At 40.8% G+C, this 12,833-nt stretch carries 8 protein-coding genes; 3 read left to right on the top strand and 5 right to left on the bottom strand.

Annotated elements, in window-relative coordinates; translation table 11 throughout:
- The first annotated feature begins 2 nt into the window (after positions 1-2).
- Together A9970_RS05905 and hutG are read left to right on the top strand one after the other, a co-directional pair.
- Entirely contained in the window at positions 3-2,021 is a 2,019-nt protein-coding gene (locus tag A9970_RS05905) for a urocanate hydratase (protein ID WP_182981643.1), read from the top strand.
- Entirely contained in the window at positions 2,018-3,019 is a 1,002-nt protein-coding gene (hutG, locus tag A9970_RS05900; protein ID WP_182981642.1) for a formimidoylglutamase, read from the top strand. The genes A9970_RS05905 and hutG overlap by 4 nt, the downstream gene beginning before the upstream one ends.
- 75 nt (positions 3,020-3,094) lie before the next feature.
- Here the strand turns inward: hutG and A9970_RS05895 are convergent, their stop codons facing one another.
- Positions 3,095-3,376 (bottom strand): GNAT family N-acetyltransferase, encoded by a 282-nt coding sequence (locus tag A9970_RS05895; RefSeq protein ID WP_153847362.1) that lies wholly within the window; start codon positions 3,374-3,376, stop codon positions 3,095-3,097.
- Positions 3,377-3,555: 179 nt separating this feature from the next.
- Between A9970_RS05895 and A9970_RS05890 the strand changes: the two genes are divergently transcribed.
- Complete coding sequence (locus A9970_RS05890; RefSeq protein ID WP_182981641.1) at positions 3,556-5,016, top strand: exonuclease domain-containing protein; 1,461 nt, start codon at positions 3,556-3,558, stop codon at positions 5,014-5,016.
- Positions 5,017-5,574: 558 nt separating this feature from the next.
- Here the strand turns inward: A9970_RS05890 and A9970_RS05885 are convergent.
- The 4 genes from A9970_RS05885 to A9970_RS05870 form a co-directional block, all read right to left on the bottom strand.
- Positions 5,575-6,696: an acyltransferase family protein gene (locus A9970_RS05885; RefSeq protein WP_182981640.1), complete on the bottom strand. Its 1,122-nt coding sequence runs from the start codon at positions 6,694-6,696 to the stop codon at positions 5,575-5,577.
- Positions 6,697-6,764: 68 nt separating this feature from the next.
- Entirely contained in the window at positions 6,765-8,315 is a 1,551-nt protein-coding gene (locus tag A9970_RS05880) for a RagB/SusD family nutrient uptake outer membrane protein (protein ID WP_182981639.1), read from the bottom strand.
- Positions 8,316-8,333: 18 nt separating this feature from the next.
- The gene (locus A9970_RS05875) at positions 8,334-11,606 is read right to left on the bottom strand and encodes a TonB-dependent receptor (RefSeq protein ID WP_182981638.1); all 3,273 of its coding nucleotides are present in this window, start codon (positions 11,604-11,606) and stop codon (positions 8,334-8,336) included.
- A 35-nt stretch (positions 11,607-11,641) separates the two neighbouring features.
- Complete coding sequence (locus A9970_RS05870) at positions 11,642-12,781, bottom strand: FecR family protein (protein WP_182981637.1); 1,140 nt, start codon at positions 12,779-12,781, stop codon at positions 11,642-11,644.
- Between the last annotated feature and the right edge of the window lie 52 nt (positions 12,782-12,833).

The raw sequence follows: 12,833 nt of genomic DNA, 5'->3' as shown, positions 1-12,833 counted from the left end.
ACATGGAAGATACATTTAAGAGCGAGGTTGCGGAAGGTATTCCAACCATATTACCTCCAAAAGTAGAACGAGATCATACAATAAGTCATGCCCCCAGACGAAAGGATATTCTCACCAAGTCGGAAGAGAAGCTGGCTCTACGGAATGCATTACGTTATTTTCCCAAACAATGGCATACGGTTTTAGCACCTGAATTTTTAGAGGAACTTCGTCGTTATGGCCGAATCTACATGTACCGCTTTAGACCCCAATATGCAATGCACGCTCGACCGATAGATGATTATCCAGCAGTCAGTAAGCAGGCGGCAGCTATTATGTTGATGATTCAGAACAACCTTGATCCAGCCGTAGCACAACATCCCCATGAACTGATTACCTATGGTGGTAATGGAGCTGTTTTCCAAAATTGGGCTCAATATCGCCTCACCATGCAGTATCTTTCGCAGATGACAGATGAACAAACATTACATCTTTACAGTGGTCATCCAATGGGGCTTTTCCCTTCCTCACAACATGCACCTCGTGTTGTTGTAACCAATGGCATGATGATTCCAAACTATTCGAAACCGGATGACTGGGAACGTTTTAACGCTTTAGGTGTTACGCAATATGGACAGATGACAGCAGGTTCCTATATGTATATTGGTCCGCAGGGTATTGTGCATGGCACCACAATTACTGTCATGAACGCTTTCCGAAAACATTTAACGGTAGATGATACCATTCAAGGCAAGGTATTTTTGACTTCTGGTTTGGGCGGTATGAGTGGCGCACAGCCCAAAGCAGGTAATATTGCCGGCTGTATCACCGTATGCGCTGAAATAAATCCCGTTGCGGCAAGAAAACGGCATGAACAGGGTTGGGTAGACCGATTGGTAGAAAACATCGATGAACTCGTTGAACAGGTCCAGTTGGCGATGGATCAAAAGGAAACAATTTCCTTCGCCTATATCGGTAATATTGTCGAAGTGTGGGAAGCCTTTGATCGCGAAAATATCCACATCACGGTAGGATCTGATCAGACATCATTACACAATCCTTGGTCTGGAGGCTATTATCCGATGGGGCTGACCTTTGCAGCATCCAATGCGTTGTTAGCGACCGATCCTGACCGGTTTAAGCGATGTGTACAAGAAAGCTTGGTACGACATGTCGATGCCATCAATAAGCATGTAGCCAAAGGAACCTATTTCTTTGATTACGGTAACGCGTTTCTGTTGGAGAGCAGCCGTGCAGGTGCAGCGGTATGGAATGATAAAAAGGATCAGTTCCGCTACCCATCTTATGTACAGGATATTCTTGGCCCAATGTGTTTTGACTATGGTTTTGGACCCTTTCGCTGGGTTTGTACGTCTGGAAAGGCTTCGGATCTTCAAAAATCAGACGAAATAGCCATGACAGTTTTAGAAGAGCTCCGAAAAGAAGCTCCCGTGGAGATTCAGCAGCAGATGCAAGATAATATTCAATGGATTAAAGAAGCTGGTAAAAATAGACTTGTAGTAGGCTCCCAGGCGCGTATTCTTTATGCAGATTCAAATGGACGTATTGCCATAGCAAAGGCTTTTAATGAAGCCGTAAAAAGTGGCTTATTTGAAGCACCTATTGTTTTGGGAAGAGACCATCATGATGTGAGTGGTACCGATTCACCTTATCGGGAGACGAGTAATATCTACGACGGCAGTCAATTTACAGCAGATATGGCTATTCATAACGTCATTGGCGACAGTTTCCGGGGGGCTACTTGGGTATCTATTCACAATGGCGGTGGAGTCGGTTGGGGTGAAGTCATCAACGGTGGCTTCGGTCTACTGCTAGATGGCTCTGCAGAAGCAGCTTTTAAATTGGAAAAGATGCTGTATTTTGATGTAAATAATGGGATTGCTAGGCGCGCTTGGGCTAGAAATAAGGAAGCTAATCAGGCGTTAGATCGTGCAATGGAGAGAAATACCACATTGCAAGTTACCCGCGCTCAACTTGTAGATGACGATATTATCGAACAATTATTTGATCTGAGCGAATGAACTTATTGTTGAATAATCCGGAAATATATAACAAAGGAGACCAAGCGGTCTGGAAGGGGCGTATCGATGGCCAGGATCGTGAATGGATGCGTTGGCATCAATTAATGGATTGTGTTGATCTTCTCGAGCAGCCCGATTTAAGGCAGTCCATTGCTTTTCTCGGATTCTGTAGCGATGAGGGTGTTGCACGCAATCAAGGTCGTGTAGGGGCCAAAGATGGACCGACAGCACTCCGGAATGTATTGACAAACCTTCCTGTACATTTTTCTGATAAACTAAAACTTAAAGACTGCGGCGATATACTTATAAAAGACAGTGATTTAGAATTATCTCAGCAGGGGCTAGGGGCTGCCTTAAATTGTATTCTCGAGCAAGAAGGATTTCCAGTCGTCTTAGGTGGTGGCCATGAAGTAACTTATGGCCATTATTTGGGTGTTAAAAAATTTCTAAAGAGTCGTAATCAAAGTCTTGGCATTATTAATTTGGATGCCCATTTAGACATCCGTCCATTGCAGGATGGCAAAGGGAATTCTGGAACGGGGTTCTATCAAATCGAGCAAGATCAGTCTAAAGCAGATTTGCCATTTCATTACTTAGCAATTGGTATTCAAGAAATTAGTAATACCAAAGGATTGCTCGCCTATGCCAAAGAGAAGGATGTGCAGATTATTGAAAGAGAGAGTTTGGTCATTGAAAAACTTGATCTGATCCGGGAGCAAATTGTTAGTTTTTCCAAATTAGTGGATTATGTGTATTTGACGGTTGATCTTGATGCTTTCGCTGCAGCCTATGCACCGGGAGTAAGTGCATTGGCATTTAACGGTATAGTCCCTGATCATTTGTTTTTTACGATCTACGATATGCTACTGGATCTGCCTAATCTAAAATCTGTCGATTTTGCCGAATTCAATCCACATTTCGATATTGATTCCAGAACGGCCAAACTAACGGCTGATCTCATTTTTAAGTTGATAAACAAATTAGCAATTGCCCATTAGCTAAACAGGGGCAAAAAAAGATGGTTAGATTGCTACTACAGCAATCTAACCATCTTTTTTCACATTGGCGAGGTCTTAAAAAAGCACATCGGCTAATGCTGGGTCTTTATCAAAAACTGATTTTGCAAAAGGACATAAAGGCATAATTTTTAAATTTTCTTTACGTGCATAGGTCACTGCTGCCATCAATAATTGTTTGCCTAGCCCTTTTCCTGCGTATTCGGAACTTACTTCCGTATGGTCTATAATGAATTTTGTAGGGCCAGCCCAGGTATAAGTCATTTGTGCAACTGACTTTTCCTGATCGATAACCTCAAAGCTGCCGTGTTTATCGTTATTTTTTTGTGTTACTTCCATGAGCATGAATTTAATTAAGAAAAGCCAAAATAAACAAAATCCAGCAATATATAATATGAACAGCCATTTAGAAAAACAGCTATTTTTATCAGTTAGATTGCATAATTGGCTTCCGTGTTTTGTAAAATTGCGGTGATTCTTTTGAATAGCTAATATTTTTAGTATGTTTGCTTTGCGTTATGAGTGTAAATCAAAGCAAAAGACAAGAATTTGCCATTGTGGACATAGAGACTACGGGTGGCAATGCAAAATCGAGCAGGATCACAGAGGTTGCCATTGTTATTCATGATGGTAATCAGGTTTTGGAACGTTGGGAGACCTTGGTTAATCCAGGGAAAGAAATTCCGAATTCGATTTTTGCGCTTACGGGCATAGACAATGACATGGTGAAGGATGCTCCGTTATTTGATCAAGTAGCCGAGCAGATTTATGAAATGCTCAAAGACCGTATTTTTGTCGCACATAATGTAAATTTTGACTATTCATTCATTCGATTTCAGCTTCAGGAATCGGGCTTCGAGTGGTCGGCGATTAAATTGTGTACAGTACGCTATGCGCGAAAAATAAAGCCGGGATTATTGTCCTATAGTTTGGGGCGCCTATGTGATTATTTAGATATCCCGATTGAAAATAGGCACCGTGCGGGTGGCGACGCCGATGCAACAGCCATTCTCTTTGCTTATTTGAAAGTGCTAGATACCGAACAGGTATTTCAGGATATGATTAAACATAAAGCGCTAGATCAACGTTTTCCACCGCATTTAAATCCCTTGGAGTATGAACAATTGCCCGACGAGGCTGGAGTCTATTATTTTCATGACAAAGCTGGAAAAGTAATTTATGTTGGCAAAGCCGTCAATATAAAAAAAAGAGTATTGTCTCATTTTACAGGGAATAATATTCAAGCGCAAAGGCAACATTTCTTAAAAGAAATTCATCATATAAGTTATGAGTGCTGCGGGACAGAGCTGATGTCATTGTTGTTGGAATGTGCGGAAATCAAAAAGTTCTGGCCAAAATATAATAGAGCACTTAAACGGTATGAGCCTAAATTCGGTTTGTTCTCTTATGAGGATCAAAATGGCTATCTCCATCTGGCTATTGGGAAGACAACAAGGGGACAGGAATGTATTCAGCTGTTTCAGCGTGAATATGACGCTATTCAGTTGTTGCAAAGCTTTATTCAGCATGACGCTATTAATCCGCAATTTTGTCAGTTTGGGCACGCCAGTTTGTCTACGAAAGCTTTAAAGAAGACCGAATTACCCGATCGAGACCTACACAATACACGGGTGGAACGTTGTATCGAGGATTGGCTCAAACAGCAGCCATCCTTTGTATTGATCGATAAAGGACGTAATTCCGAGGAAAAAAGCTGTATTGTCATCGAAAATGGTGTTTTTTATGGAATGGGATATATTGATCAATACAGCCAGTATAACGGGTTTGAAGATATAAAAGGACAAGTAAAAAGATATCAGAGCAATCACTACATGATGGAATTGGTCAAAATGGCAGCAGAAAGACATCCCGCTAAAATACATTTCTTAACAAAATCAAAGATTTTACCTGATGTTGCGGCAGAACCTGATTTCTCTTATGAAAAATCGGCTCCGAATAGTCTCTTTAATTTCTTTTAACAGTATATTTTCAGTTCTTATTTTGGAAATGTCTTCCGTTTGGTCATTTCAATCTCAGTAATCTGTTAAAGAAATGTGAAATAGCAATTTTCGCGCGATTTTGGTCCAATAGTTGAAATATTCTTTGTGTAGAATATTAAAAAGACTTTTCATAATTTAGGTTAATAATTGGTTAGTTAAAACCTGGGGCTCCCAACCTCAGGTTTTCTTTTTTTAATATTTCCGGACAAGAATTTTACGCTAAGTATTACTTTTATTTCGATTATTCAAGATAAAATAACATTTTTTTCAATTTAAATATGTGTTTCAATTTACTGTTTTTCAATCGATTAGTTTTTGTCCCCCCTTTGTCCCCCTAAGTTTTTTCTCTGTATAGTTAGTTTGAGCTATTTTAGTGTCAGCATACTGTAATAGCGGAATTAGTAAAACAAAGATGGGGCGTTTTCTAAAAGTAGCTGCGGTATATCTTATCCATATCTTTATATATAAAAAGGGCCTTGGCCCTTTTTTTTATTCCTATTATTTAGATTGCTTATTTTAATCCAAAGGTACCTTGACCTAGATTTTGATATAGATCTTTTTCTTCCTTAGGTAATATGCGATCAACCAATTCAAAGCGACAAATAGCAGCGCAAATAGGGCGGAGGATAATCTTTGGTTTTGCCAGCTATCAAACAGGAAATGGTAGCTCAAGTTCCAAAGATTTTGATGTGTATCCCCGATGAGAATAAAAGAACAAATCGTGGGGATTAAGCCGCTAAGACAATAGATAAATAGTGTATTCTTACCGAAATCGTCAAGGACAGTGTAAATTATCCCTTTGATGTTTTGAAATTCGATAAGATAGATTAATATACCAAGAAAAGAGAGTGCAATTCCAGTGCTGAATACGGCGTAGCTGCTGGTCCAGATCTTCTTATTAATAGGAAAAACAAATGACCATAGATAGCCTATCAGGATAAAGGACAGACCTACGACAACTAGGTTCATCAGCTCCCTTTTTCCTGTTAGTTTTTGAATAATGTACTTTCCGGTAATATACCCGAATATCGTTTGACTGATGGCCGGTAATACGCTCCAGATATCCTCTGGATCAAACGCTGTTCCCTCGCCGTGATAGAGATGGGATGCACCAAAGATTCGGATATCGAGTGCCGTTCCGAACCAACCGTCCAAACTATAAGGATCCGATGGATTACTATAGTAGCAAATCAACCAATAGAACAAGAGAAATGCCGCACCGATGATAATTGCGCCTTTATCTTTAAAATAATATACTAACATGGCGCAACTGAAATAACAGATAGCGATACGTTGCAATACGCCGAAATACCTGTACTTGGCAAATGGAATCCATTCCAGCTGGTGAAGGCTATTCCATTCAACAAAAGGAAAAACATTTAAAAAGATGCCCAGCATAAAAAGGATGCCCGTTCTTTTCGCAACTTTTTGCCAATAGGCTGATGGAGCCTGTTGATCTATATTTTTTAAAGAAAATGCCATGGAGTTTCCGACAGCAAATAAGAAAAATGGAAATATAAGATCTGTAAACGTACATCCATGCCAGATGGAGTGTTCAAGTTGAGGAAATACATGATGATAGTTGCCGGGATTATTGACGAGAATCATAGCCGCGAGTGTAAACCCACGGAAAATATCCAGTGATTTAAAACGAGTCATAATAAAGTATATTAGTAAAAAAGGCTGTTCAAGGAATTAATCCTTTGAACAGCCTATGCTTGGTCTAATTAATAGCCTGGATTTTGAGTCAGGCTTGGGTTTGCCTGCAGTTCCAATAATGGTATTGGAAGGAGCAGGCTATTTTGGTTAAAATTATACTTAATCAACGTAGGGTTGCTCTGTTTGCCGTTATCGCATGTAAATTTTATTTCATTTAATTTATTCATTACATCTACCGTGACACCATAACGATTTAAATCATCCCAACGTTGACCTTCGAAAGCAAGTTCTAATCGCCGCTCGTTGAGAATGATGGCCTTTAGTGCACTGGAGCTGACACCGGATAAATCGGACAGCCCTGCGCGATGACGTATGACGTTAATGGTGTTTATCGCACCAGAAGTATTTCCCAAGGCGTTTTGAGCCTCTGCTTTAAGCAGAATGATGTCCGCAAGTCGCAAAAGGTAGAAATGATCGCCACTTTGGAAGCTGTTGGCATGTTTTTGCTTTACATTAAATGGGATTTCTGTATCGGCATCTCCACAAGGGTTCCAAAACTCATCTGCCCAAGGGACAGAGAAAAACCAGATGTTGGCATTCTTTCGTTCAGTGTCGCCAGCGCTGTCATAAGCTTCGACTAGATCTTTCGAAGGTGTGCCATAACGGCGCCATTCGTTTTCGTTGATTTGGCCATTTTCATCAAGATCCGGGAAAAAGAATGCGCCACCCCAACAGCTTAGATTGGGACTGCCGGCGATGTAGGGAATCTCTATGATGGATTCACTGTTATAGTTATGTTTACCGTCAAAAAGATCCGCATAGTTTTGGAGGAGCTGGTAGCCACCTTTTCCAGTGATCACTGCATTGGCGTATTGCAATACCTTATTGTAATCGCGATCAGGGCGTTGTGCCCATATCTTGGTCAGCAAGGCATTTGCAGCACCTTTTGTAGCTCTAACCTTGTCAATAGAAGCTTGCCCAAATCCATCGGGAAGATTGTTTGCTGCCACTTGTAGATCCGAATCTATAAAATCATAAACCTCCTCTACAGTTGATCGCTTGATGCGTAAAACTTCGGCATCTGTACTGTTGGAGTGTTTTTCCAAGGGCACACCACCGTAAAGTTTGACCAATTGATAATAATGGAAGGCTCTTAAAAATGAAGCTTCTCCAAGAATTTGTTTGCGTCTTTCATCCGAAAAAGTAGGATCTGTGACTTTATCAACATTGTCGATAACGATATTGCATTTTGAGATTGCTCCATACAGTTCTTCCCAATCCCTGCGTACCATTTCATTGGTATTTGTGATGGTATTATAGTCAATTTGTGCAAAATCTATTTCGCCACCACCAGCAGCGTGTGCATTGTCCGAACGGATATCGGTCTGTAAAATCATTTCCCATTGATAATAATTGGCATTGCTTCCTGGGCGGGTGCCATTTCCTATAAAAGAATTATAGGCCCCGTTTAATGCTTTCTCAATATTGTCTCCGGTGAGATAGGCATTTTCACTCGTTACCGTGGAGGTAGGCTGAAGATCTAAAAACTTTTTGCAGGAATTTAGAGCAAGAGAAGCCAATAAGGCGATGGCTAATGACGTATATCTATTTGATTTCATTGTTTGTAAGCTAAAAGGTTAAAAAGTTAGGTTTAAACCAACAATAAAGGTGCGTGCCTGAGGCGAAGTACCAAAATCGATACCCGGCGCCATATTGGAGCTCACGTTTTCCTGGTTAGTTCCCCCATACATGCTTACCTCAGGATCTAGACCTGAGTATTTTGTGAATGTTAACAGATTCTCGCCTGTTACATAAAAACGGACCTTATTGAGCTTCCATCTTTCAAGCACTTGTTTAGGTAGCGTATAGGCCAAAGTCATCGATTTTACCCTGAGGTAGGAACCTTTCTCTACAAAACGGGAAGAAATCTGTGAATTGTAGTTGTCATCTGTATTGTTTAGATCCGGACGCGGCATAGTACTATTTTTGTTATTGACTGTCCATCTGTTTAACACGGCAGCACTTTGGTTTCTCGGTTCCCACATACCCTCTGTATAAATACGTGTCGCATTAAGGATATCATTTCCCTGTACACCCTGTAAGAAAAAAGAAAAGCTGAAGTTCTTATAACTAAAATCATTTGTCATGCCATAAGAGAATTTTGGTGTAGCATTACCAATGATAGCCATATCACTCGTTTGAAGACCTGCTTCAGGGTCGGCCATCTGATAGATCATATCTCCGGTGTCTGGATTGACGCCTTTCGCAACGTAGCCCCAGAAAGATCCCAATGCAACCCCTTCTTTTGCAATCGTACTATTGCCGCGGCCATCAATATTTCCGTCATAGTAGGTTCCGCCATCAATATTCAGTACTTTATTGCGATTGAGCCCAAAGGTGACTGTTGTATTCCATTTGAAATCGTGAACGAAATTTCGGCTACTTAATTCGAATTCGAAACCTCTATTCTGTAGGTCGCCGAGGTTTTTCAGCGCAGTTCTGTAACCAGAACTATAGGGAACTCTTGAGTTGAGAAGTAGGCCTACAGTTTTTTTTGCATAATAATCTGCACCAAATATCAATCTCGAATTAAAGAAACTGGCATCCACACCAATGTCGGTCTGGTTTGTTGTTTCCCATTTTAGATTTGGATTGTCCAAGGTAGCAGGTGTATACCCCGGTACAACCTGATCGCCGATATTGTACGATCCCGTGACGTCAACTAAACCAAGATAGGAAAAGGCCGGGATTTGGCTATTTCCAACCTTACCCCAACTAGCGCGGATTTTCAAATCGTTTACCGTGTTTTTCAGGGAACTGAAGAAATCTTCATTGGATAAACGCCAGCCGGCAGAGAAAGAAGGGAAGTAACCCCAACGGTTATTAGGCCCAAATACAGATGACGCGTCAGCTCTCAGATTGGCTGTAAATAAGTACTTGTCGTTATAATCATAACCGATTTTTGCAATGCCGGAAACAGTGGATACAGCAGCATCTATCGCTGTTGGCATTGCCGTAATCATCGAACCTCCATTAACGGTGTGAATTGCTGGATTAGCAAAATTCTGGGTAGCGATATTTGAGATTGTTGTTTGTGTTTTAGTAGTAATATAACCTAGTAAACCTGTGAAGTGGTGCTTGTCACTAAAAGTTCTGTCATAGTTTAATGTATTTTCGGACATCCAATACTGATTATCCTGCTGCTGGAGCGTCGCCATTCCTTTATATTTTCTACCCTCTGTCGTGCGGAACGGATCCACAAAAGTGCGGTACTGGTTGTTAAATTTCTCATACCCAAACAGCGATTTGAATTTTAGTCCCGGTAGGATATTAGCCTCCACAAAAGCATTTCCTGTAAATCTGTTGTTGATATAGCTGTGCTCGTTACCTGTTGCCAATGCAACGGGGTTGTCGAGATCCGTATAGAATGGATCTACTGTGAAAGCCCCCTTATCACCGTATATGCCGATGACCGGAGAGCCCAGATAAGCATTCATGATGACTCCATTTCGGGAGTTCTCGTTAATGTCCACATCGTACCAACGGTTGTAAGATAAGCTTGTTCCAACTTTAAAGATTTTATTGATCTGATGATCCAAATTAACCTTGAAATTGACCTTGTTTACTGTATTTGTGATGACCGTACCATTATCTTTTTGATAAGATCCAGAGATGTAAAACCCTGTCTTTTCATCTCCACCGCGTACTGAAGCCTGGTATTTTTGACTGTGGCCGGTGCGGAATAGCTGATCTGGCCAGTTCGTATCAGCGGTATATTTCGACCAATCCAAGGCTTCTCCCATCTCAGTCATTAATGCTCTATACTGTACCGCATTTAGAACGCTAGGCTTTTTTCTGATGGCTGAAAATCCCTGATAGGTTTCGAAATTTACCTGTGTCTTACCGTTTGTTCCTCTTTTGGTCGTAATCAACACAACGCCATTGGCTCCTGAAGATCCATAGACAGCGGCAGAAGCAGCGTCTTTTAATACCGAAATGCTTTGAATATCTGATGGATTGAGTTCTGATATATTCTCGGTAGGAACTCCGTCTACAATGTATAATGGATTGCTACCTGCAGTAATTGTTGAAGTTCCGCGAACACGAATGGAGAAGCCAGATTGAGGTTGTCCGGAGGATTTTACAATTTCTACCCCCGCCATTTTACCTTCCATAGCACTTGCCAATTGGGTCACAGGGCGATCTTCAATATCCTTTGTACTCATGGTTGCAATGGCTCCCGTGATGTCCTTCTTTTTCTGTGTTCCAAAACCGACCACAACGATTTGTTCCAGTTGGTTGTTGGCAGTTTTCATCTGCACGTTGAGGAAGCTATTGGAGCCTACCGTACTACTGATAGTCTCATAACCTATCGAACTAAAGCTGAGTTGATGTGTAGAGGTCGCTTCAATCGAGAATTCACCTTTACTGTCTGTTTCTGTTTGTTTACCTGTTGTTGTATTGCGGATTGTGATCCCTGTTAATGCTTTACCATCGCTATCGGAAACGCGTCCTTTGACAAGCTGTTGTACATTAATCGTGTTTCTTGAGGGTATGTCATCTGTTTTCCTTTTTAGGACAATGGTGTTGTTGACAATTTTATAAGAATACGATAGCTCTTTCAGATTGTCATCCAGAATTTCAACAATAGAACCATCTTTATGGTTTATTCGGATTTTTTGGTTATCATTAATCTGTGAGTTATCGTACAGAAACACATAAGAACTCTGACGTTCGATCTCTTTAGCAAACTTCGCCAAAGTGTATTCCTTGTCTTGTAACTTTATTTTAGTTTGGTTTACATTCGCCATCGCCAAATTATTTGCATGGGAAACGCATTGGATCGCAAGTAAGGCAGCAAATAGTTTTGCCTTTTTACCAGCCCCTTGGATGGTTTTAAGTTTATACATAATTAGTTGGGTAAGTTTGTTTTATATTAAATAATTTAGAGTTCAACTTCAATTTTATTGTTTTGCAATCGACATTTTATATCCAGGAAGTTGAGGGTCTCAACCAGTTGCTGGGCCGTTGAATTACGTTTTATTTTTCCTGTCAGTTCACGCTTTTCATTTGTTCCTTTATAGACAATATCTACATTATACCAGCGTTTTATGGCAGCGAGTGCATCTTTTATTGGTGTCGATTCAAAATAGAAAAAGCCATTTTTCCAGGCCATTGCCTCTTCGATATTGGCTTCAGCTACGATAAGATTTCCACCTGTGGTAAATGCTGCTTGACCAGGTTTCAGCATTTTTGACTTGCCGAATTGCGAGACTTGTACAGAACCCGCTATAAGTGTGGTTTTATTGTTTTCATTTGGATATGAGCTTACGTTAAAATGGGTTCCAAATACACGAATGGTTTGTTCATTGGATCGCACATAGAATGGTCGCTTACTATCGTGGCTGACTTCAAAATAGGCTTCACCCGATAATTTTACTTCACGGCTATTCGACGCAAAAGATTCAGGAAATGTCAAAACGGAGCCAGCGTTTAGCCACACCTTACTGCCATCGGCCAAAATTATCGTATACTCTGTTCCAATCGGCGTTTCAATGGTATTGGTACGGCTAGCAGCAGTATTCTTACTGGCTGTAAATTGATATTGCACGGTTCCGGAAGCAGTTGTAACAACTTTCACCTGTTCATCCTGATGGAGAACGCTCTTTTGGTGGGCAGAAAGGTCAATTTTAGTTCCATCGGCTAAAGTTAATACGGCTGCTTTAATGCCCGGATGAACTTGCTGTAGTGTCTTCACGGCTACCTGCGGGCTATCTCCGCTTGTTCTTTTAACAAGGTAAAGGGGCAATATAAATAACAGTGCCAAAGCAGCAGCTATTCCACCCAATTTCATCCATTGTGGAATTCGCTTGATTTTTGACGCTTGGATTTCCTGCTTTATATTTAAGAATAACAGCTCTTTGAGTTGTTGTTCATCTGTTGCGAGCTCCTCGGGGATAGGGAGAGGTTCGCCATTACTTGTTTCATACCATTGTTGCAGTTCGGCTTCTTCTTCAGGGGTACATGTGCCTTGAAGCCATTTATAAGCCAATTGCTTTATCCGGAATTGATTATGATCAACCATATTTAGGGGTTATTTATATATAGAGTCCCTAAATTGGGCTGATACCCTGACA

The organism is Sphingobacterium sp. UME9, assembly GCF_014170215.1.
Taxonomy (GTDB): domain Bacteria; phylum Bacteroidota; class Bacteroidia; order Sphingobacteriales; family Sphingobacteriaceae; genus Sphingobacterium; species Sphingobacterium paramultivorum.
Note: the sequence above shows the minus strand (reverse complement) of the source record. Positions and strands in the feature narration are given on the sequence as shown.

Bases quoted from the DNA above. Each gene is read 5' to 3' on its own strand.
- A9970_RS05880 (WP_182981639.1), bottom strand. From the start codon at position 8,315: ATGAAATCAAATAGATATACGTCATTAGCCATCGCCTTATTGGCTTCT.
- A9970_RS05905 (WP_182981643.1), top strand. From the start codon at position 3: ATGGAAGATACATTTAAGAGCGAGGTTGCGGAAGGTATTCCAACCATA.
- A9970_RS05890 (WP_182981641.1), top strand. From the start codon at position 3,556: ATGAGTGTAAATCAAAGCAAAAGACAAGAATTTGCCATTGTGGACATA.
- A9970_RS05895 (WP_153847362.1), bottom strand. From the start codon at position 3,376: ATGGAAGTAACACAAAAAAATAACGATAAACACGGCAGCTTTGAGGTT.
- hutG (WP_182981642.1), top strand. From the start codon at position 2,018: ATGAACTTATTGTTGAATAATCCGGAAATATATAACAAAGGAGACCAA.
- A9970_RS05875 (WP_182981638.1), bottom strand. From the start codon at position 11,606: ATGTATAAACTTAAAACCATCCAAGGGGCTGGTAAAAAGGCAAAACTA.
- A9970_RS05885 (WP_182981640.1), bottom strand. From the start codon at position 6,696: ATGACTCGTTTTAAATCACTGGATATTTTCCGTGGGTTTACACTCGCG.
- A9970_RS05870 (WP_182981637.1), bottom strand. From the start codon at position 12,781: ATGGTTGATCATAATCAATTCCGGATAAAGCAATTGGCTTATAAATGG.